Annotated in this window: 21 protein-coding genes; 3 read left to right on the forward strand and 18 right to left on the reverse strand. The window is 60.7% G+C overall.

Annotated elements, in window-relative coordinates:
* Window positions 1–7: 7 nt before the first annotated feature.
* Window positions 8–1213, reverse strand: coding sequence for an acetyl-CoA C-acetyltransferase (locus P2T68_RS28190; protein ID WP_024076920.1), 1206 nt, complete (start codon window positions 1211–1213; stop codon window positions 8–10).
* Between the two features lie 638 nt (window positions 1214–1851).
* Here P2T68_RS28190 and P2T68_RS28195 point away from each other — a divergent pair.
* Window positions 1852–2658, forward strand: coding sequence for a cytochrome c (locus tag P2T68_RS28195; RefSeq protein ID WP_102625468.1), 807 nt, complete (start codon window positions 1852–1854; stop codon window positions 2656–2658).
* A 280-nt stretch (window positions 2659–2938) separates the two neighbouring features.
* On the opposite strand, the gene P2T68_RS28200 is transcribed toward P2T68_RS28195, so the two are convergent.
* The 15 genes from P2T68_RS28200 to P2T68_RS28270 form a co-directional block, all read right to left on the reverse strand.
* Entirely contained in the window at window positions 2939–3742 is an 804-nt protein-coding gene (locus tag P2T68_RS28200; RefSeq protein ID WP_024076923.1) for a transglutaminase family protein, read from the reverse strand.
* The gene (locus P2T68_RS28205) at window positions 3739–4689 is read right to left on the reverse strand and encodes an alpha-E domain-containing protein (RefSeq protein WP_010563770.1); all 951 of its coding nucleotides are present in this window, start codon (window positions 4687–4689) and stop codon (window positions 3739–3741) included. The genes P2T68_RS28200 and P2T68_RS28205 overlap by 4 nt, the downstream gene beginning before the upstream one ends.
* A 4-nt stretch (window positions 4690–4693) precedes the next feature.
* Complete coding sequence (locus tag P2T68_RS28210; protein WP_024076924.1) at window positions 4694–6103, reverse strand: circularly permuted type 2 ATP-grasp protein; 1410 nt, start codon at window positions 6101–6103, stop codon at window positions 4694–4696.
* A gap of 70 nt (window positions 6104–6173) precedes the next feature.
* Window positions 6174–6509 (reverse strand): hypothetical protein, encoded by a 336-nt coding sequence (locus P2T68_RS28215; RefSeq protein WP_144113513.1) that lies wholly within the window; start codon window positions 6507–6509, stop codon window positions 6174–6176.
* A 24-nt stretch (window positions 6510–6533) separates the two neighbouring features.
* The gene (locus tag P2T68_RS28220) at window positions 6534–6875 is read right to left on the reverse strand and encodes a ribonuclease E inhibitor RraB (RefSeq protein ID WP_015885395.1); all 342 of its coding nucleotides are present in this window, start codon (window positions 6873–6875) and stop codon (window positions 6534–6536) included.
* A gap of 230 nt (window positions 6876–7105) precedes the next feature.
* Window positions 7106–7342 (reverse strand): hypothetical protein, encoded by a 237-nt coding sequence (locus tag P2T68_RS28225; protein ID WP_041161285.1) that lies wholly within the window; start codon window positions 7340–7342, stop codon window positions 7106–7108.
* Between the two features lie 103 nt (window positions 7343–7445).
* Complete coding sequence (locus P2T68_RS28230) at window positions 7446–8051, reverse strand: START domain-containing protein (protein ID WP_024076926.1); 606 nt, start codon at window positions 8049–8051, stop codon at window positions 7446–7448.
* Between the two features lie 41 nt (window positions 8052–8092).
* A complete protein-coding gene (locus P2T68_RS28235; RefSeq protein ID WP_024076927.1) occupies window positions 8093–8347 on the reverse strand; it encodes a YkgJ family cysteine cluster protein in 255 nt (84 codons plus the stop codon).
* Between the two features lie 161 nt (window positions 8348–8508).
* Window positions 8509–9000 (reverse strand): translation initiation factor 2, encoded by a 492-nt coding sequence (locus P2T68_RS28240; RefSeq protein WP_277378615.1) that lies wholly within the window; start codon window positions 8998–9000, stop codon window positions 8509–8511.
* 103 nt (window positions 9001–9103) lie between these two features.
* The gene (locus P2T68_RS28245; protein ID WP_024076929.1) at window positions 9104–10543 is read right to left on the reverse strand and encodes a PLP-dependent aminotransferase family protein; all 1440 of its coding nucleotides are present in this window, start codon (window positions 10541–10543) and stop codon (window positions 9104–9106) included.
* A gap of 251 nt (window positions 10544–10794) precedes the next feature.
* Window positions 10795–11610, reverse strand: coding sequence for an OmpA family protein (locus tag P2T68_RS28250; RefSeq protein WP_024076930.1), 816 nt, complete (start codon window positions 11608–11610; stop codon window positions 10795–10797).
* Window positions 11607–11969 (reverse strand): DUF4398 domain-containing protein, encoded by a 363-nt coding sequence (locus tag P2T68_RS28255; protein ID WP_024076931.1) that lies wholly within the window; start codon window positions 11967–11969, stop codon window positions 11607–11609. Before P2T68_RS28255 ends, P2T68_RS28250 begins: the two co-directional genes overlap by 4 nt.
* 9 nt (window positions 11970–11978) lie before the next feature.
* Complete coding sequence (locus P2T68_RS28260) at window positions 11979–12794, reverse strand: transporter substrate-binding domain-containing protein (RefSeq protein WP_277378617.1); 816 nt, start codon at window positions 12792–12794, stop codon at window positions 11979–11981.
* A 191-nt stretch (window positions 12795–12985) separates the two neighbouring features.
* Entirely contained in the window at window positions 12986–13915 is a 930-nt protein-coding gene (locus P2T68_RS28265) for an FAD-binding protein (protein ID WP_024076933.1), read from the reverse strand.
* A gap of 2 nt (window positions 13916–13917) precedes the next feature.
* Entirely contained in the window at window positions 13918–14667 is a 750-nt protein-coding gene (locus tag P2T68_RS28270; protein ID WP_024076934.1) for an electron transfer flavoprotein subunit beta/FixA family protein, read from the reverse strand.
* Between the two features lie 533 nt (window positions 14668–15200).
* Between P2T68_RS28270 and P2T68_RS28275 the strand changes: the two genes are divergently transcribed.
* Window positions 15201–16865 (forward strand): electron transfer flavoprotein-ubiquinone oxidoreductase, encoded by a 1665-nt coding sequence (locus tag P2T68_RS28275; RefSeq protein ID WP_024076935.1) that lies wholly within the window; start codon window positions 15201–15203, stop codon window positions 16863–16865.
* A gap of 107 nt (window positions 16866–16972) precedes the next feature.
* Here the strand turns inward: P2T68_RS28275 and P2T68_RS28280 are convergent, their stop codons facing one another.
* Window positions 16973–17866 carry an AraC family transcriptional regulator gene (locus tag P2T68_RS28280; protein ID WP_102625743.1) on the reverse strand — a complete coding sequence of 298 codons (894 nt, stop codon included), beginning with the start codon at window positions 17864–17866 and terminating at the stop codon, window positions 16973–16975.
* Between the two features lie 182 nt (window positions 17867–18048).
* Between P2T68_RS28280 and P2T68_RS28285 the strand changes: the two genes are divergently transcribed.
* Window positions 18049–19101, forward strand: coding sequence for an NAD(P)-dependent alcohol dehydrogenase (locus tag P2T68_RS28285; RefSeq protein WP_024076937.1), 1053 nt, complete (start codon window positions 18049–18051; stop codon window positions 19099–19101).
* Here P2T68_RS28285 and P2T68_RS28290 read toward each other — a convergent pair whose 3' ends face one another.
* Window positions 19102–19905, reverse strand: coding sequence for an IclR family transcriptional regulator (locus P2T68_RS28290; protein ID WP_024076938.1), 804 nt, complete (start codon window positions 19903–19905; stop codon window positions 19102–19104).
* Window positions 19906–20036 lie beyond the last annotated feature (131 nt).

Genomic DNA, 20036 nt, shown 5'->3' on the forward strand with positions numbered 1-20036 from the left:
CTTGGGCTCAGAGGCGTTCGATAATGGTGGCGATGCCCATGCCACCGCCGACACACAGAGTGGCCAGGCCGTAACGTTGCTGGCGCACCTCCAGCTCGTCGAGCAGGGTGCCGAGGATCGCGCAGCCGGTGGCGCCCAGCGGGTGGCCCATGGCGATAGACCCGCCGTTGACATTGACCCGGGCGGCGTCGATGCGCATGTCCTTGATGAACTTGAGCACCACCGAGGCGAAGGCTTCATTGACCTCGAACAGGTCGATGTCCTCGACCCGCAAACCTGCCTTGGCCAAGGCCTTGCGCGTGGCCGGTGCAGGGCCGGTCAGCATGATCGTCGGGTCGGTGCTGGTGACCGCCGTCGCCACGATGCGCGCCCGCGGCCGCAGGCCCAGTTCACGGCCCTTGGCCTCGGAACCGATCAACATCAAGGCGGCGCCGTCGACAATGCCGGAGCTGTTGCCTGGGGTGTGCACATGGTGGATGCGCTCCACATGGCTGTAGACCCGCAGTGCGGTGGCATCAAACCCCATCTGCCCGATCATTTCGAAACTGGGCTTGAGTTTGCCCAGCCCCTCGAGGGTGGAGTCGCCACGGATAAACTCGTCATGGTCCAGCAACACAATGCCGTTCTGGTCCTGCACCGCGATCAGCGATTTGTTGAAAGAACCGTCTGCGCGCGCCCTGGCCGCTTTCTGCTGGGAGTGCAGGGCGAAGGCGTCGACATCCTCACGGCTGAAACCTTCCAGGGTGGCGATCAAATCCGCGCCAATGCCTTGGGGCGTGAAGTGACAGTGCATATTGGTGTGCGGGTCGAGCACCCAGGCGCCGCCGTCACTGCCCATGGGCACGCGGGACATGGACTCGACGCCGCCGACCACCACCAGGTCTTCAAAGCCGGAACGCACTTTCATCGCGCCGAGGTTCACCGCCTCCAGGCCCGAGGCGCAGAAGCGGTTGATTTGCACGCCGGCGACGCTGATGTCCCAGTCGGCCACGAGCGCGGCGGTCTTGGCGATGTCGGCGCCCTGGTCGCCCACCGGGGTGACGCAACCGAGGACGATGTCATCGACCTGATGCGTGTCGAGGTCACTGCGCCGGGCCAGCGCCTTGAGTAACCCCGCCACCAGGTTCACCGGCTTGACACTGTACAGGGCACCCTCGGCCTTGCCTTTGCCACGGGGCGTGCGTATCGCATCAAAGATCAAAGCTTGGGTCATGACGTCCTCGAACCATTGCGCAGTAGTGCCCTTACCTTAGGCCCGATTGACACGGTTTCAATGACGGATGCGCTCATAGGTTTTGACCCCCACGCTCGGACGAACGGTAGGTAGCTACAGGATTCGCCTGATTAATCGTTTTAGCGGTCTAGCCAAGGCATTGGCGCCAAGATGGCGATAGGCCTCATAGCGTTTTAATCAGTAATTGCGATTAGCTGATATGAAATGGATCTAAGCCATGCAGAACGAGGGCTCTAAGGTTCAATCAGTAAGACGTTGCTGCCGGGTTTTGCTGGAGCAACTGTAAGAAAAGCGACACGTCACGTTGCGATACTGACCTACACCGGCACGCATTTGACGCTCAGGAATAACAACAAAAGGCAGTCAGCCATGTTCAAGCACACGAAAGTACGTCAGGCGGGACTTATTCTGTTCGCCACCACACTGATTCTGATCCTGCCCAACCTCACCAAGGTTATTGGCTGACGAATCACATGCCCCATTCTGTACATCAGGATTGCAGTTTTTGGCAGCACCTGTCGGGACATTGCTTATAGCGGTCCTGTCAGGAGCTGCCGTTTTGCGTGCGCATTTTGCGCTATCGTAGGTTCCATCCCCCTTTCGTCCGGACCTCTCTCTTGAAACCGTCGCTAGCCTTCCTCGCGCTGCTCCTGGCCCTGCCCGCCTCGGCCGCGCAACTGACCATCGAACTGGACCACGCCAGCAGGACCTGGCAGACCGCCGAGCTGCTCAAGCTTCCCGAGGCGCAGACGGTGCAGATCGTTGATGACGTGTCCTACAAACGCAACATGACCTATCGCGCAGTGCCGCTGGCGGCGCTCCTACCGGGCCTCAAGCCGGAAAACCATCTGCAAGCCGTGGCCCTTGATGGATTCGCCGCTGAACTGACGGCCGCGCCGTTGTTGCAAAAAAGCGGCGCCCGCGCCTGGCTCGCGGTGGAAGACCCCGCTCACCCATGGCCCGCGCTGGCCGACGGCAAACCCAGCGCCGGACCGTTTTACCTGGTGTGGACCGACCCGCAGGCCGGGCCTATCAGCCCGGAACAGTGGCCGTTCCAGGTTTCCGCGATCAAGCAATTGAAGACCGTGGCCGAACGTTTTCCCGCGCTGTTACCCGACCCGAAACTGGCGGCCGATGACCCGGTGAACCAGGGCTTTGCGCTGTTCCAGAAAAACTGCCTGGCCTGTCACCGCCTCAATGGTGGCGGCGATGCGCAGGTAGGGCCGGACCTGAATATTCCCTACAACCCCACCGAGTATTTCAGCGGCGATTTCCTCAAGCGCTATATCCGCGACCCGCAGAGCCTGAGGCGCTGGCCGCAGGCAAAGATGCCAGCGTTCGCCGTCAGTGTGTTGCCTGACAGCGAGCTGGCGTTGCTGGTGGGGTATTTGAAGCATATGGCCGGGCGCAAGCAACAACCCTGAATCCACCCAATCTCTGTAGCAGCGGATTTGCTGTGGCGAGCGGGCTTGTTGTGGCAAGCGGGTACGTTGTGGCGAGCGGGCTTGCCCCGCGTTGGGCTGCGAAGCAGCCCCAATAAAGCAGAATGCGGTGTATCAGATATGGCCGGGGTGGCTGGTTTTAGGGCTGCTGCGCAGCCCAACGCGGGGCAAGCCCGCTCGCCACAACGTGCCCACTTGCCACAACGTGCCTGCTTGCCACGGCAAACCTGCTCGCCACAGGAGGTAGACCGGTGGAAGCGGACTACTGCTGCTGGACTGAGATCACCGGCGTCGGCGCCACGCTCACCTTGGCATGCATCTGCTCATGCCCACCGCCACGGCGCATGCCGCGCACCGGGCAGGCGTCGAGGTAGTCCAGGCCCACGGCCAGTTTCAAGTGCCGTTCGGGGCGGGCCAATTGGTTGGTCACGTCAAAGCTGTACCAGGCGTCATCCAGCCAGGCTTCGGCCCAGGCGTGGCTGGCCAGGTGGGTGCTGTCTTCGGTGTACAGATACCCCGACACATACCGCGCCGGAATCCCAAGGCTGCGTGCGCAGGCCAGGAACGCGTGGGTGTGGTCCTGGCACACGCCCGCCCGGCCCGCGAAGGCCTGGGCGGCGCTGGTGTCGACTTCGGTGGCGCCCGGCGTATAGACCATCGACTGGTTGAGCGCATGCATCAGGTCGATCAGCGCCGTACGGTCGCGACGCTGGTGGCAGTGCTGTTCGGCAAAGCGGCGCAGGGCGTCGTCGGGTTCGGTCAGGCGGGTACTGCGCAGGAACGGAAAGGCCGATTGGCTTTCGTGCTCGGCCTCGCGCAGTTCGTCGATATCCACCTGGCCACGGGCGCCAATGATGATGGCATCGTGGGGTTCGTCCAGGGTCAGCACATGCAGGATATTGCCGAACGGGTCGACCTGGGCACGCACCGGGCGTGGCAGTTCCAATTGCCAGCTGAGTACGTGCTGGCGCTCGCTATCGTGGGGCGTAAGGCGCAGGTACTGGATGCTCGCGCGAACCTGGTCGTCATAGTGGTAAGTGGTTTCGTGACTGATGGAGAGTCTCATGCCGCCTCCAGGTAAGAACTGTAGATGGCGTCGCCCAACTGGCGAACCAAGGGGATAAAGTCGGTCAGCCAGGCGTGCAGGCCTTCCTCGAGGATTTCATCGATGGCGGTAAAGCGCAGGCGCGCGTCCATCTCCGCGGCCAACCGCTGGGCCGGGCGACCATTGAGGCCGGGCAGGCTGGCAAGGATCTGGTCGATCTCTTCGCTGCAGGCCCGCAGTGAACGCGGCACATCGGCGCGCAGCAGCAACAACTCCGCCACTTGGCGCGCGCCGGGGGCGTCCCGGTAGATCTCGGTATAGGCCTCGAACGACGATAACGCGCGCAGCAAGGCACTCCACTGGTAGTACGCGTGGGCCGTGCCATCGGTGACTGCTTCGGCCTGGTCGCCGGCCATTTCATAGCGCGCATCCAGCAGGCGCAGGGTGTTGTCGGCGCGTTCGATAAAGGTGCCCAACCGGATAAAGCGAAAAGCGTCGTTGCGCATGATGGTGCCGTAGGTCGCGCCCCGGAACAGATGGGAACGCTCCTTGACCCATTCACAAAACCGGCTCATGCCGTAACGGCTCAAGCCCTGCTGGGCGATATCGCGAATATCCAGCCAGGTGGCGTTGATGTTTTCCCACATGTCGGCGGTAATGCGCCCACGCACCGCATGGGCACTGGCCCGCGCGGCGCCCAGGCAGCTGTAGATGCTCGCCGGGTTGGCGGCGTCCAGGGCAAAGAAGTGCAACAGGCGCTCGGCGTGTAATTCGCCGTGGCGTTCGTGGTAATCGTCCAAGGTGCCGGTGATCAACAACGGCATGGCCAACTCATGCAAGCCGTCGCCGCGCCCGTCCTGGGGCATCAGCGACAACGAATAGCTGACATCGAGCATGCGCGCGAGGTTTTCCGCGCGCTCCAGGTAGCGCGACATCCAGTACAAATCCGAGGCAGTTCTACTCAACATGGCATCAGTCCTCAACCACCCAGGTGTCTTTGGTGCCGCCGCCCTGGGACGAATTGACCACCAGCGACCCTTCGCGCAGGGCCACGCGGGTCAGGCCACCGGGCACTACGCGGGTCTCCTTGCCGGAGAGCACGAAGGGGCGCAGGTCGATATGGCGCGGCGCAATGCCGTTTTCGACAAACGTCGGGCAGGTGGATAAACACAGGGTCGGTTGCGCGATATAGGCGTGGGGCTTGGCCTTGATGCGCGCGCGGAAGGCTTCGATTTCCGCCGCCGTGGACGCCGGGCCGACAAGCATGCCGTAACCGCCGGAGCCTTGGGTTTCCTTGACCACCAGGTCCGGCAGGTTGGCCAGCACGTGGGACAGTTCGTCGGGCTTGCGGCATTGAAAGGTCGGAACGTTCTTCAGGATCGGTTCTTCATCCAGGTAAAAACGGATCATCTCGGTGACGAAGGGGTACACCGACTTGTCATCCGCTACCCCGGTGCCGATAGCATTCGCCAGCACCACATTGCCGGAGCGATAGGCCGCCAGCAGGCCGGGCACGCCGAGCATGGAGTCCGGGTTGAAAGCCAGCGGGTCGAGAAATGCATCATCGAGGCGTCGATAGATCACGTCTACCGCCTTGGGCCCGTCGGTGGTGCGCATGAACACGCGGTCATCGCGCACGAACAGGTCGGCGCCCTCCACCAGTTCCACCCCCATTTCCCGGGCTAAGAAAGCATGTTCGAAGAATGCGCTGTTGAAGCGCCCCGGCGTCAGTACCACCACACTGGGGTTATCCAGGGGGCTGGAGCTTTTCAGGGTGTCGAGCAGCAAGTTGGGGTAGTGATCGATTGGCGCAATGCGCTGGGCGGCGAACAGTTCAGGGAACAGGCGCATCATCATCTTGCGGTCTTCGAGCATGTAGCTGACACCGCTCGGTGTACGCAGGTTGTCTTCAAGCACGTAGTAGGTGCCGTCACCATCGCGTACGAGGTCGACCCCAGAGATGTGGGAATACAGATCGCGATGCAGGTCCAGGCCCTGCATGGCCAATTGGTATTGCTCGTTGGCCAGCACTTGTTCGGCGGGAATGATCCCGGCCTTGATGATGCGTTGATCGTGATACAGGTCGGCGAGAAACATGTTCAGCGCCTTGACCCGTTGAATACAGCCACGTTCGACAATCCGCCATTCACTGGCGGGAATACTGCGGGGAATGGTGTCGAAGGGGATCAGGCGCTCGGTCCCCTGCTCGTCCCCATAGAGGGTGAACGTGATCCCGGCGCGGTGAAACAGCAAATCGGCTTCGCGCCGGCGCTGGGCCAGCAGTTCAGCAGGGGTTTCAGCCAACCAACGGGCGAACTCGCGGTAGTGAGGGCGGACCTGCCCTGCCCCATCGTACATTTCGTCGTAATAAGTGCGGATCATGCCGAACTCCTTGTCACCCGGACGCAAGAAGCATCGCAAGGCCCGTGCCAGCGGCATAAACACTTATAAATCAAGCCGTTGAATTAATAGAAGCGCCATGTCGCACCTTCCTGGTGCGCAGAACGCCCGGCGTCATGCCCATTGCTTCATCACAAGGCGGGCTTTGACTATCAACAGCATAGCCAGAGTTGATTTCACTGCCCGGCCAAGCCTGCGGATAATCGTCCCCATCGGCTGAACAGGATGCGTCCTGCCACGTCAGCGAACCGCTCTTCCCTTTAGGCCACCTTGCTCGGGTGGCTTTTTTTTGGTGCCCAAAAAACACGCGCAAGTTCCGAATAGTTTTATTGGCGCCCAAACAAAATCGGCCGACCCAAAAGGTCAGCCGATACACTTCGCTGCTCATAAAACCTGACTACATGATGAAAATTTACATGGGTAAGCCACGCACCTCCTGCTTGACCCCCCATCCCTCGATGATCCCGCCCAAGGGCTCGACCACCGCCTCAAAGTCCTGCTCGAAGTCTCCTATGCCGTCGTAGGTTGCAAACATGATCTTGCTCAGTTCCAAGTACCAGGCACCATCGTCGCGCGCGCTGACCTGGGCATTCAGCGATTCGCCACGAAATTCACCCGCAGCCCTGCGCGCCCGCTCCTCATCCGGGAAAATGGCGTAGAACTCGATGGGGTGGAACCGTGAAAAATCGAACCCGCCTTCTTTCATACGGCGCAGAACGTTGGTGCTGATGTCTTCTTGATAGGCTGTGCTCATGAAACGTCCTCCTCAGACCGATGGATAGACTTTCCGTGCTTCCCCAAGCCCGCGCCCTACTGGCGCGGGGCTACGGCAATCACATCACCTGGGGCAATGACATCACCGCTGGAAAACAAGCATGTAGCTGACAAGACCAGACCTTAGCGATTCATTCGCTGATCTCGCTTGCAGAGTAGCGCGAAGCTATCACCTCCACCAGAGGCGCTTGAAAGGCATACAGGAAATGTTCAGACAGCAGGAGAGATGTCGAGGATCTGGATACTGTTCTGGTCTTTGAGGATCTTGACCGTGGGCTCGGGTTTACGACCTTCCAGGTCATTGAGGTTCAATTCGGCAGCCACTGGCACCAGCTTGTTACGAATCATGTGCGCAGCGTCTTCGAGGCTGGGCTTCTGTTCGCAGGTGAACTGCTCCACGGACTGCACGCCGTGATCATCAACGAAAGTAATCTGCCACTTTTGCATCGGTGCCTCCTCGATAAAACCCATGTGTGGGCTTACCTCTATCTGGACCTTGAGGGCCTGGCAAACGTTCCACTCAAGGTCGGAGGCACCGGATCAACTGCGCTTACTGCTCAGCGCGCTCCTTGAGGGCTTTCAAGGTGTTGAACGGGGCGTCGACCACGAACTTGTTGGCCAGCCACGAAGGCACGCTGCCGCCTGGCTCGGTGTGCACCTGGTAGGTGACTTCGGTTTCATTGGCGTTTTTGGGCACCAGCTTCCAGTAGCCTTCCACCTGGGCGACGCGTACGTAGCCCTTCACTTCCGGCTGGTAGGTCGGCACTTCCAGCAGCTTGCGGGTCACGCTACCGTCGGCGGCCGTGGAGGTGGTGATTTCCAGGATGGAATCGCGGTCGGTCACCGGGAACGGTGCCTTGAACTGGGTATAGGTCCAGCTCTTGTCGCCTTCCTTCTTGAGCAGTTTTTGCGATTTGCACTCATGAATCCATTTGCAGGCGCCAGCCACGTCTTCCTGCAATGCCACGATCTTGGCCACCGGCGCCTTGACTACGGTCACACCGCGATATGCCTTGTACTTGGAGCCGGCAATTTCGCTCAGCGACACCTTGATGCCGTCTTCGTCCTTGGCGACCTGCCAATCCTCAGCTTGAGCAGTAGCAGCAAACAACACCGTAAAACCGCACAACACAGCCATTCGTTTCAGCGAACCCATTGTTGTATTCCTTATTGTTGAAGTTCCGATAGTAAAGCCCATCAAGCCGCCGTCATCTGCTCCCACCAGCCGATCAACCGGATCGCATCGGCCTGGTCGGTGCCGCAGACCTCGATATCCGCCTTGAAATCACTGCACACCGCCGGCCGCTCCGGTCGGCCGAACAGCAGGCATAGCTGTTCGACCGACAGGTGCAGGCAGCGTTCGCCCGCGGGTTTGCCGTGGGGCATTCCTGGCAGCGGTGAACTGATGGAGGGGGCGATGCAACAGGCGCCACAGCCTTCACGGCATTTCATGACCAGCAGGTCCTCGACGACTCAATAGGGATGGCCGGGCTAGATTACGCCCTTAAACAGCCGTTTTAAAATGGTCTAACAGGGGTTTTTCGCAGAAAACAAAAGTGACCGACCAGTCTGCGACAGATGGTCGAGTGACGAAGTCACCTTTGACGGAAAGTCTACTGCTTGAACTCGAAATCCAGCGCGGCGCCTTCGACTTCGCGGCGCTCTTCGTTGCGCAGTTGCAGCCTCATCTCATTGCTGAGCAAGCGGCCGTTGATCTGGAACGCACTGTTATCGGATGGCTTTTCGCCAAACATCGGCGGCAGCAGAGGCACGTTCCTCGGCTGGGCCATGGTGCCAATGGGTTGCAAGTGCCTGACCATGTCCGAGGGTAAGGACAAGTCCAACTGTGCCGGTGGCAATTGGGTCTGAGCCACTTCGCGAGCCGACTTGGACTTGCTCGAGACCGGCGCACGTTTTTTCGTCGTGGCCGCTTTCTTCTTGGTCTGCGCGGTTTTTTTCGCAGGTGCCGGCTTTTTCGCAGGGGTCTTCTGCTCGGTGCTGACTGCGGGTGCGGCTCCCGGCACAGGGGTCGCCGCCAGTACAGTGCCGACGTTGCCAAGGCTTAAGAGGCTAATCACCAAAAAGGCACGAAAAATAGAGGTCATATCGCCAACAGCATTAACGGCAGAGGGCCATATGCTCGCTTGTTGTGCGCGGCATGACAAGCGCGGTGATCAGCCGGCGATCGGTACCGCCCCATTTGGGCGCCTAAAAACCGGCTGCGGTTTCCTGGCACAACTGGCTGGCCAACATCCCCAGGGTCATCAGTGCGCGCTCTGCCTCACGGTTCCACGGCGTGCCGCAATTCAAGCGAATACAGTGGTTGAACTGTTCGGTGTTACTGAAGATCAGCCCCGGGGCGATGCTGATGCCCTGTTGCAGGGCACGTACATGCAGTTCCTGGGTATTGACCCGCCCGGGCAAACTGACCCACAGGATAAAACCGCCGTTAGGCCGGGTCATCTGCGTGCCTTCGGGGAAATACTGCTGGACCGCCAGCTGGAAAGCGCTGAGGTTCTTGCGGTATTCCTGACGGATGTAGCGAAGGTGCCGGTCGTAGCCACCGTTCTCCAGGTACGCGGCGACGCCCATCTGGGTGACACTGCATGCCGAATGGGTGCTGAACATCTGCAGGCGCTGGATTTCCTGCTGGTATTTGCCGGCGATCATCCAACCGATGCGCACACCGGGGGACAAGGTCTTGGAAAAACTCGAGCAGTAGATCACCCGATCCAGACGGTCATAGGCTTTCAGGGCCTTGGTGCGCCCCAGTTCGAACATCAGCTCGCCGTAGATATCGTCCTCGACGATCTGGATATCGAAATCCGAGGCCAGGCGCAGCAACTGTTTCTGTCGCTCCTCAGGCATGGTGCCGCCCAGGGGGTTGCTCAGGCGCGTGGTCAGCACCAGGGCCTTGATCGACCATTGGTTGGCTGCCAGTTGCAGGGCTTCCAGGCTCATGCCAGTGGCCGGGTCGCTGGGGATCTCGATAACCTTGAGGCCGAGCAGGTCGGCCAGTTGCAACAAGCCGTAATAGGTCGGCGATTCGGCGGCGATCAGGTCGCCTGGACGGGTCAACACGCGCAACGACATCTGCAACGCGTCGACGCAACCGTGGGTGATCACCACTTCGGACGGGTCGACCACCACGCCGGCATCGCGCATGCGGATCGCCACCTGGCGACGCAACGGTTCGAAACCAGGGCTGAACATATAGCTGAACGCGCGAGGGCTCTGGAAGCGCGTGACCTTGGCCAACTGCTGGTGCAGCGCGCGCACGGGCAGGTAATCGACACTCGGCACGGCGGCGCCCAGCGGGAAGACGCCTTCGCGACGTGACTCCACCAACACCTGCTGGATGATGCTGCTACGGGTGACCAGCCCCGGGCGCTCGACCCGCGCGATATCCGGCGTCGGCGCCGTGAGCGCGGGCGTCTGGTGCACGTAATACCCGGACTGCGGGCGCGCGCGGATCAACCCCTGGTCTTCCAGGTTGGCGTAGGCCTGCAACACCGTGGCGTGGCTGACATTCAACTGGGAGCTCATCTTGCGCACCGAAGGCACGCGCTCGCCCGGCTGATAGACACCGCGCCGGATATCCTCAGCCAGTTGCTGGGCGATACGTTGGTAAAGCAACAGATTGGTCATGACGCAGCACTCGATTTCACGGGTATTTTATTTTTGTGTGAAACATACCGGCACAGTTTAGAAGTGTACGGGGACAGTTGCCACAATAGTCGAGCGCGGACCGCAGTGACAGCAAAAACTGTGAGGGTGTACCCCAAACAAATATGGGAGGGGGCTTACTCCCGATGACGGGGGTTCAGTCAACAGTTTCGCTGACTGACACGCCGTCATCGGGGCAAGCCCCCTCCCACATTTTTGAACGGCGCAACGCTTCAGCGAGCGGCGCCCAACTGGCCTTTAGCGTCGGAGAACACGATTTCCACCCGACGGTTCTGCGCGCGGCCTCGCTCGGAAGCGTTGGCTTCCACCGGGTACTGATCGCCGTAGCCTTCGACCTGGATGCGTTTTTCGTCGATGCCCAGGTCGACCAGCACGTCCGCCACCGATTGCGCCCGGTCGCGGGACAGTTTGAGGTTTTCCTGCTCGCCGCCCGTGCTGTCGGTGTAACCCTCGATGCGCACCACGCGCTTGGGGTTCAGTTGCAGGAACTGCACGATCTTCAACACCGTGCGGTTGGCCGAGTTTTTCAGCTCTGCTTCACCGGTGTCGAACAACACATCCCCCAGGGTCATCACCAGGCCCCGATCGGTCTGGGTGGTGGCCAGGCTGGCGATCTGTTCTTCGAGCCATTTGCCCTGTTGCTGCACGCTGATCAACTTGCTTTCACGCAGGGCCAGCTGCAAGCGCTGGCGTTCCAGTTCAAGCTTGGCGCCGCGCTCCTGGTTGAGCGCCTGCTCGGTGTGTTCGCGGGCGATCGCGCTGTAGCGCTGGCTAAGATAGGCGTAATGCACCACGTCGGCACCGCTGCCCCAATAGCTGGACAGGCGATCGGCACGGGCGAGGGATTCACCGGCGCGGATCACGTCTTTGGGCGCAAAGCGCAGCACATTCGCGTCTTCCTTGACCTTCTGGAAATCGCTGCCCGCCTGTTGCAGGGCCAGTTCGCCATTCGGGTGGCTGGCACAGCCGCCCAGCGCCGCGCTGCCCAGCAGCAATACACAGCTCAAACCACGGATCATCGGGCTCATTGGGCTTCTCCCAACTGCAATTGCTTGCGCAAGCGGGTGATGCGGGTATTGAGCACGTTGAGTTGTTCCTGGCTCTTGCGGGTCAGCACGTGTGCTTCGGCGAGGCGCGCATCCAGCTCGGCCTGTTCGGCCTGCATGCGCGCGTCCTTGTAGGATTGGTCGGCCATATCGGCCTTGGCCTGGGCGAATTTGTCTTCGGCCAGTTTCAGTTCGGGCGATTCATCGGTGTTGGCACCCACGGCGTTGGCTTGTTCCAACGCTTGCTGGGTGAGGCGTATTTGTTCATTCGGCGCAGGATCGGCTGCACATCCCGCCAGAGCAACGACGGCGAGGGCCGCTAAAAGAGGTCGAAAAATCACTGGAAATCCCTACTGTGTTGGGGTGCCGACGGGTTGTTGCAATTGCGCTTTCCAGCGCTCGAGGTTGCGCTGTAGCGCAGCTTGCGTCACACCAGACCCGGACAATTCTGTCATCTTTTTAGCCAGCTGTCCGCGCAGCCACGGATCATTGCAGGCCGAGTTGTGGGAAATCGCCAGGTACAGACCGGGCTGGTCGACGGGAACGTCGCGAGCGACCAGGTCATTGCTCATGCCCAAGGTCTGGGCCATGGCCATGCCCGAATAGCGTCCGGCCAATACATAGTCCACCTCCCCTAACAGCAGTTTCTGGAACGCCGGGGTCAACGTGGGCATGCGTTGCAGGCTCAGTTGCTGGCTGGCGAAGGTTTCAAAGTCGCGGCTCAATCGTGCCCGTTCCGACACTGCACCCTGGTGACCGTGCAGGTCGGCCGCAGTGGTATAGGCCAGCGTTGAGTCTTTGCGAGTCCAGACCAGGTAATCGGTCTGCACCAGCGCCGGGTGGATGTAATCGAGGTTCTCCAGCTCACCCAGGTTCAACGATGCGTCGGCAAGGAGGTCCATGCGCCCGCTGCGCACTTCATCCAGGGCCATGGAGCGCTTGCCGCCATAGAGCAGGTCGATTTTCAGCCCGAGGTCCTTGGCCACCTGTTGCAGCACATCGGCGGTGGCGCCGATCAGGTGCGTGGGGTCCTGGGGATCGCGCCAGAGCAAAGGCGGCGCATCCGGGCTGCCGGTGATCACCAGGCGCTCGCATTTACCGGCGGCAAGCGCCAGGCCTGGCAGCAGCGTGAAGCCCAGCAGTACGGCCCAGGGGCGCAGTTCCATGGCGAGGTTCTCCGTAGGATTATTGTAGGAGCGAGCTTGCTCGCGAAAAACGTTAACGATGACGCGCACATTCTGGATGAACGCGGTGCCTGTGAGTTTTTCGCGAGCAAGCTCGCTCCTACAGTGTTTTGGGGTATTCAAAAAAAAAGCCCGGTCCAAAGACCGGGCTCTTTATAAGTGAAGCGGCTGGATTAGACCAGCTTCTCCAACTCAGGTACGGCTTCGAACAAGTCCGCCACCAGGCCGTAATCGGCCACTTGGAAGATCGGTGCTTCTTCGTCCTTGTTGATCGCAACGATCACTTTGGAGTCTTTCATACCGGCCAAGTGCTGGATCGCGCCGGAGATACCGACGGCGATGTACAGCTGTGGCGCAACGATCTTGCCGGTCTGGCCGACCTGCATGTCGTTGGGTACGAAACCTGCGTCGACGGCTGCGCGGGAAGCGCCGACCGCCGCGCCCAGCTTGTCGGCCAGGGCGTACAGGTGCTTGAAGTTGTCACCGTTCTGCATGCCACGCCCGCCCGATACGACGATCTTGGCAGCGGTCAGCTCAGGGCGATCCGACTTGGCCAGCTCTTCGCCAACAAAGCTGGAAGTGCCAGCGTCGTGGGCAGCGGCGACGGCTTCAACGGCAGCCGAACCACCTTCGGCAGCCACTGGGTCGAAGCCGGTGGCGCGCACGGTGATGACCTTGACCGAAGCGTTGGACTGTACGGTTGCGATGGCGTTACCGGCGTAGATCGGGCGCTTGAAGGTGTCGGCGCTTTCAACCGAGATGATCTCGGAGATCTGGTCAACGTCCAACTGCGCAGCAACGCGCGGCAGGATGTTTTTGCCGTTGGAGGTGGCGGCGGCCAGGATGTGGCTGTAGCCGGCACCCAGCTCTGCGACCAGAGGGGCAACGTTTTCAGGCAACTGGTGCGCGTAGGCGGCGTTGTCAGCCAGCAAGACTTTGCTCACGCCAGCGATTTTCGCAGCGGCTTCAGCCACGGCGCCAGCGCCAAGGCCTGCAACCAGCACGTGAATGTCGCCACCGATTTTTGCGGCAGCAGCCACGGTGTTCAGGGTGGCCGGAGCCAGCACCTTGTTGTCGTGTTCAGCGATTACCAAGATAGTCATTGTTAGATTACCTTCGCTTCGTTTTTCAGTTTCTCGACCAGTTCAGCCACCGACTTGACCTTGATACCCGCGCTGCGTGCAGCCGGCGCTTCGACCTTGACGGTCTTGTTGGTGGAGGCAGTGGAAACGCCCAAAGCGTCCGGAGTCAGCACTTCGAGAGGCTTCTTCTTGGCTTTCATGATGTTTGGCAGGGACGCGTAGCGCGGCTCGTTCAAACGCAGGTCGGTGGTGACGATGGCGGGCAGTTTCAACGAAACTGTCTGCGCGCCGCCGTCGATTTCGCGGGTGACAGCCACGCTGTCGCCGCTCACTTCGACTTTGGAGGCGAAGGTGCCCTGGCCGTAACCGGTCAGCGCAGCCAGCATCTGGCCAGTCTGGTTGTTGTCGCTGTCGATGGCCTGTTTGCCAAGGATCACCAGTTGAGGCTGTTCCTTATCGACAACGGCCTTGAGCAACTTGGCCACGGCCAGGGAGGTCAGCTCTTCAGCGGACTCAACCAGGATGGCGCGGTCGGCACCCAGTGCCAGGGCGGTACGCAGCTGCTCTTGAGCAGTGGTCGGGCCGATGGAAACCACGACGATTTCAGTCGCAACGCCTTTCTCTTTCAGGCGTACAGCTTCTTCCACAGCGATTTCGCAGAAAGGGTTCATCGACATCTTGACGTTAGCGAGGTCGACGCCGGAATTGTCCGCCTTGACGCGAACTTTCACGTTGTAATCGACAACGCGTTTGACAGCTACAAGAACCTTCATGGATTCCTCGTTACTCTCCGGTGAAAAGAAAGTCGCCTAGGCGAACCTGGCGGTTGATGCTCATCGGCACACAAGGGCACCTCCAAAAACGTCGGCGAATGACACCGCGACAGGCCAGTGATGACCGTTCGTCAGTGGTGACTGGGAGGTCATTCTTTCTCGCGGCGTGTAAACTGCGCGCCATCTTTTGCACGCGCGTCACCCGTTTTGCCTTCGCCCTGCTTTTGGACGTGCTCTTGAAACCTACAGTCTGCCTACGCTAAGCGCAAAACCGACCGTATATTGACCGGAACACCTATTCTGGTCAATACGGCAAAATGGTCAGTCATAAGCCGCGTTGCTTTGATTTACCTAGCCTCCAAGCAATTCAAACAAACGTTTGTATTGGACGCTGGGAGTGGTGTAGATATAATGCGCCACCTAGAGAGAAAGGTGGGTCATACCCTGCTGTTTAAAGCAGCGATGACGGTTATGACACCTAACCTCCACCCATTAGAAAAAAAGCCTGTTGAGCCTTGAGTAGGAGATAGCCTGTGGAACGCGAATACATGGAATTCGACGTGGTCATCGTCGGCGCTGGCCCGGCGGGCCTGTCCGCCGCCTGCCGACTGAAGCAGAAGGCCGCCGAAGCCGGTAAGGAAATCAGCGTCTGCGTGGTCGAAAAAGGCTCCGAAGTCGGCGCTCATATCCTCTCCGGCGCCGTGTTCGAACCCCGCGCCCTGAACGAACTGTTCCCGGACTGGAAAGCACTCGGCGCCCCGCTCAACACCCCGGTGGTGCGCGATGACATCTATGTACTGCGCAGCGCCGACACCTCGACCAAAGTGCCTGACTTCTTTGTGCCCAAGACCATGCACAACGAAGGCAACTATATTATCTCCCTGGGCAACCTGTGCCGTTGGCTGGCCCAGCAGGCCGAGAACCTTGGCGTGGAAGTCTACCCAGGCTTCGCCGCCCAGGAAGCGCTGTTCGACGAAAACGGTGTGGTGCGCGGCATCATCACCGGCGACCTCGGCGTCGACCGCGAAGGCCATCCCAAAGAAGGCGTCTACACCCCAGGCATGGAACTGCGCGGCAAATACACGCTGTTCGCCGAAGGCTGCCGCGGCCATATCGGCAAGCAACTGATCCAGCGCTTCAAGCTGGACAGCGACGCCGACGCCCAGCACTACGGCATCGGCCTCAAGGAAATCTGGGAAATCGACCCGGCCAAACATCAGCCTGGCCTGGTGGTGCACACCGCCGGTTGGCCGCTGGACATCATGAGCAACGAGAACACCGGTGGCTCGTTCCTCTATCACCTGGAAAACAACCAGGTCGTTGTGGGCCTGATCGTCGATCTGTCCTACAGCAACACCTTCCTGTCGCCGTTCGATGAGTTCCAGCGCCTCAAGCACCACCCGGTGCTGGCCCAGTACCTCGAAGGCGGCAAGCGCATCAGCTACGGCGCCCGCGCCCTGGCCAAAGGCGGCATCAACTCGTTGCCAAAAATGGTGTTCAAGGGCGGCGCTCTCATCGGTTGCGACCTGGGTACCATGAACGTGGCCAAGATCAAGGGCAGCCACACCGCGATGAAGTCCGGCATGCTCGCTGCCGACGCCGTGGCCGAACGCCTGTTTGCCGAATCCGAAGGCGGCGACGAACTGACCAACTACGTCGACAGCTTCAAGGCCAGCTGGCTCTACGAAGAACTGTTCGCCAGCCGCAACTTCGGCCCGGCGATGCACAAGTTCGGCCCGATCATCGGCGCCGGCTTCAACTGGTTCGACCAGAACATCCTGGGTGGCAAGATGCCGTTCACCCTGCACGACACCAAGCCCGACTATGCGTGCCTCAAGCTGGCCAAGGACTGCCAGAAGATCGACTACCCCAAACCCGACGGCAAGTTGAGCTTCGACAAGCTGAGCTCGGTGTTCATCTCCGGTACCAACCACGAAGAAGAACAGCCGTGCCACTTGAAGCTCAAAGACCCCAGCATCCCGCTCGGCACCAACCTGCCGCTCTACGATGAACCGGCACAACGCTACTGCCCGGCTGGCGTGTATGAAGTCGTGACCAAGGAAGATGGCGAGAAGCGCTTCCAGATCAACGCCCAGAACTGCGTGCACTGCAAGACCTGTGACATCAAGGATCCTTCGCAGAACATCACCTGGGTCACGCCGGAAGGCTCGGGCGGGCCGACTTACCCGAATATGTAAGCCAAACGAGGCTCCCAAACGGGAGCCTTTTTTATGGAATCAAACTCGATCAACTGTAGGAGGGTTGCCCCCTTCCCACAGTTGGATTGTGCTGTTGCCTGACATGACTATGCAGCCCGCTCTTCGCCGGGGTTGCGCTCGAAGTAGCGTTTGTACTCGCGGCTGAACTGCGACGTACTCTGATACCCCACGCTATGCGCCGCCTGCGCCACCCCCATGCCTTCCACCAGCAATAATTGCTGGGCCTTGAGCAAGCGCAAGCGCTTGAGGTACTGCACCGGCGACAACAGCGTGCAACGTTTGAAATGCTCATGAAACGTCGACGCGCTCATGTGCGCATACCCCGCCAGCGTCTCGATATTCAGTGGCTCGGCGAAATGGGCATGCAGGTGATTCAACGAGGTGGCGATTCGCGAAAATTGCCCCTGCTGTTCCACCAACGCGCGCAGCACATCGGCCTGTGGCCCGCGCAGTGCGGTGAACAATAATTCCCGCACCCGCGCCGGCCCCATGATCCGGCTCTCCAGCGGATCATGCAGGCACAGCAACAGCCGTTCGACGCAGCCGCGCATCGCATCGTCGAGCACCACCGAACTCATCGACTCCAAGGTCTGCGCCGTCGGCGGCGGACCGGCCTGCATGCCCATTGCCATCACCAACTCCCCCAGCACCACCCGGTCAATCCCCACCGTCACACCCAGCAACGGCGCACCGGGCGCCAGGGCGAAGGTCTCGCACTCGAACGGCACCGGCATCGCCTGGATCAGGTAATGCCCGGCGCCGTACTCCAGGGTGCGCGGGCCCAGGTAGGCGACCTTGCTGCCTTGGGCCACGAACATCAGGCTCGGCTCATAGATCTGCGGGCCACGTGCCACATCGCAACTGGCGCGCAGCACTTGCACACCAGGCAGGTGGGTCGGGGAAAAACCGTCGCACGACGTCAGCCCCTCAATCAAGGAAACCAGCGTGGCATTGGCGTCGAGATGGCGGGTCAACAACATGGCAAAAAACTTCGCGAAAAAGGGATGGGAACATCATCGCAGGTCTGGCGACACATAGATCCAAACCCGGGGCACTCCCGGAGGAATAGGCATGAGACTCGGAGCAATCGCCATGGCCGCACCTGGGGGTGGCGCGGAGAATGGCCCGCCTCATCTGTCACTGCTTCTGCGAGGTTTTCTCCATGTATACCGCCATCGGTTATGCCGCCCAATCGGCCACCACTCCCCTCGCCCCCATGTCATTTGAACGCCGCAGCCCGCGCGCCGATGACGTGGCAATCGAGATTCTCTACTGTGGCGTATGCCATTCCGACATCCACCAGGCCCGCAACGAATGGGGCATTGCCGTCTACCCGCTGATGCCGGGCCATGAGATTGTCGGCAAAGTCACCGCCGTCGGCACCAGCGTCACCGCGCATAAAGTCGGCGACCTGGTCGGCGTCGGTTGCATGGTCGATTCGTGCCGCCACTGCGACGCGTGCCAGGCGGACCTGGAGCAATACTGCCTCGAAGGCCCGACCATGACCTATGCCACCCCGGATCGGGTCGATGGCAGCAACACCATGGGCGGCTACTCCGACAGCATCGTGGTCAGCGAGCATTTCGTGGTGAAGATCCCGGCCAAGCTCGACCTGGCCAGCGCCGCACCGATTCTCTGTGCCGGTATCACCACCTATTCACCGCTCAAGCACTACGGCGTGAAGGCCGGCGATAAAGTCGGCATCCTCGGCATGGGGGGGTTGGGCCACATGGGCATCAAGTTCGCCAAGGCCATGGGCGCTGAGGTGACCCTGTTCACCCGCTCCGCGAGCAAGGCCGAAGAAGGCCGTCGCCAGGGCGCCGACCATGTGATCGTGTCCACCGACGCCGCACAGATGAAAGCCGCCGCCGGGCACTTCGACTTCCTGCTGGACACCATTCCGGTGCAACACGACCTCAACCCCTACCTGGATGTACTGCGCTTTGACGGCGTGCACATCCTGGTCGGCTTGATCGAGCCGGTAGATCCGCCCGTCAACGCCGCCAAGCTGGTGCTGGGTCGTAAAGTCCTGGCCGGCTCGCTGATCGGTGGCATTGCCGAAACCCAGGAAGTCCTGGATTTCTGCGCCGAGCATGGCATTACCTGCGACATCGAAATGCTCGATATCCGCCAGATCAACGAGGCCTACACCCGCATGATCGCCGGTGACGTGAAGTACCGCTTTGTCATCGACATGGCGACCCTGAAAGCCTGATCAGGCTTTCGCGCCCAACTCCGCAGACAGCCGGGCTGCGACCTGTTTGATCACAGGGATCAGCTCGGCCATTTTCTCCAGTGGCATGTAGGGCACGGTACTGGCGATGCTGATGCCGGCGACGATACGCCGGCTGGCATCGCGCACCGGTGCCGCCACGCAACGGATCGACGGTTCGTTGTCTTCCAGATCGAACGCATACCCTCCCGCCACGTATTCACACATGCGCTGCTCGAACTGCGCCCAGGATTGCTCCGGGTGCTGCGGCCACTGCTGGCTCTTGCCGCCCTGGGGAAAACTGGCCTGGTACAGGCGCTGCCACTCCTCGGCGGTGTCATCCAGCAACATCGCCTTGCCGACCCCGGTCCGCGCCAACGGCATGCGATGGCCCACCCGCGAGCGCATTTCCGGGCCGTAGCGGCCAGGGTTCTTGTGCAGGTAGAGCACGTCGTCGTCTTCACGGATGGCCAAGTGAATGGTGTCACCGGTGAGGGCCGACAGTTCGTCCAGGTAAGGCACGGCCAGGCTGACCAACGGCAACTCTTCGCGCGCCTGGAACCCCAGCTCGATCAGCTTCGGCCCCAGCAGGTAACCCACTTGCGGCACCACGCGCAGGTAACGCTCGTCCACCAGGCAACTGGCCAGGCGGTGCGTGGTGCTGCGGGTGGTGCCGATGCGCTTGGCGATCTCCTTGAGATCCCGTGCACCCGCGGCCACCGCTTGCACGACGCCCAGGCCACGCAGCAGGGTCTGGGTGCCGGTGGGGGCGGCGTCTTTGACGGGGGTGTGGGCGGTTTCCTGCATATCGGGCCTATTGGGAAGTACGAAAACGGCGCCATTATGGCAAATGCTGAACGCGAACACAGCGTCGATCCAAGTGTGGGAGGGGACTTGCCCGAATGCCGTTCAGCTAAGCGTACATCGCCTTCTGTAGG

Origin of the sequence: Pseudomonas sp. G11, from assembly GCF_029457515.1 — a bacterium.
Taxonomy (GTDB): domain Bacteria; phylum Pseudomonadota; class Gammaproteobacteria; order Pseudomonadales; family Pseudomonadaceae; genus Aquipseudomonas; species Aquipseudomonas gorinensis.

What these genes read in the sequence shown, in the direction of transcription:
- P2T68_RS28190 (WP_024076920.1), bottom strand. Translation starts at nt 1,213, where the DNA reads ATGACCCAAGCTTTGATCTTTGATGCGATACGCACGCCCCGTGGCAAA.
- P2T68_RS28200 (WP_024076923.1), bottom strand. Translation starts at nt 3,742, where the DNA reads ATGAGACTCTCCATCAGTCACGAAACCACTTACCACTATGACGACCAG.
- P2T68_RS28205 (WP_010563770.1), bottom strand. Translation starts at nt 4,689, where the DNA reads ATGTTGAGTAGAACTGCCTCGGATTTGTACTGGATGTCGCGCTACCTG.
- P2T68_RS28210 (WP_024076924.1), bottom strand. Translation starts at nt 6,103, where the DNA reads ATGATCCGCACTTATTACGACGAAATGTACGATGGGGCAGGGCAGGTC.
- P2T68_RS28215 (WP_144113513.1), bottom strand. Translation starts at nt 6,509, where the DNA reads ATGAGCAGCGAAGTGTATCGGCTGACCTTTTGGGTCGGCCGATTTTGT.
- P2T68_RS28220 (WP_015885395.1), bottom strand. Translation starts at nt 6,875, where the DNA reads ATGAGCACAGCCTATCAAGAAGACATCAGCACCAACGTTCTGCGCCGT.
- P2T68_RS28225 (WP_041161285.1), bottom strand. Translation starts at nt 7,342, where the DNA reads ATGCAAAAGTGGCAGATTACTTTCGTTGATGATCACGGCGTGCAGTCC.
- P2T68_RS28230 (WP_024076926.1), bottom strand. Translation starts at nt 8,051, where the DNA reads ATGGGTTCGCTGAAACGAATGGCTGTGTTGTGCGGTTTTACGGTGTTG.
- P2T68_RS28235 (WP_024076927.1), bottom strand. Translation starts at nt 8,347, where the DNA reads ATGAAATGCCGTGAAGGCTGTGGCGCCTGTTGCATCGCCCCCTCCATC.
- P2T68_RS28240 (WP_277378615.1), bottom strand. Translation starts at nt 9,000, where the DNA reads ATGACCTCTATTTTTCGTGCCTTTTTGGTGATTAGCCTCTTAAGCCTT.
- P2T68_RS28245 (WP_024076929.1), bottom strand. Translation starts at nt 10,543, where the DNA reads ATGACCAATCTGTTGCTTTACCAACGTATCGCCCAGCAACTGGCTGAG.
- P2T68_RS28250 (WP_024076930.1), bottom strand. Translation starts at nt 11,610, where the DNA reads ATGAGCCCGATGATCCGTGGTTTGAGCTGTGTATTGCTGCTGGGCAGC.
- P2T68_RS28260 (WP_277378617.1), bottom strand. Translation starts at nt 12,794, where the DNA reads ATGGAACTGCGCCCCTGGGCCGTACTGCTGGGCTTCACGCTGCTGCCA.
- P2T68_RS28265 (WP_024076933.1), bottom strand. Translation starts at nt 13,915, where the DNA reads ATGACTATCTTGGTAATCGCTGAACACGACAACAAGGTGCTGGCTCCG.
- P2T68_RS28270 (WP_024076934.1), bottom strand. Translation starts at nt 14,667, where the DNA reads ATGAAGGTTCTTGTAGCTGTCAAACGCGTTGTCGATTACAACGTGAAA.
- P2T68_RS28280 (WP_102625743.1), bottom strand. Translation starts at nt 17,866, where the DNA reads ATGTTGTTGACCCGCCATCTCGACGCCAATGCCACGCTGGTTTCCTTG.
- P2T68_RS28285 (WP_024076937.1), top strand. Translation starts at nt 18,049, where the DNA reads ATGTATACCGCCATCGGTTATGCCGCCCAATCGGCCACCACTCCCCTC.
- P2T68_RS28290 (WP_024076938.1), bottom strand. Translation starts at nt 19,905, where the DNA reads ATGCAGGAAACCGCCCACACCCCCGTCAAAGACGCCGCCCCCACCGGC.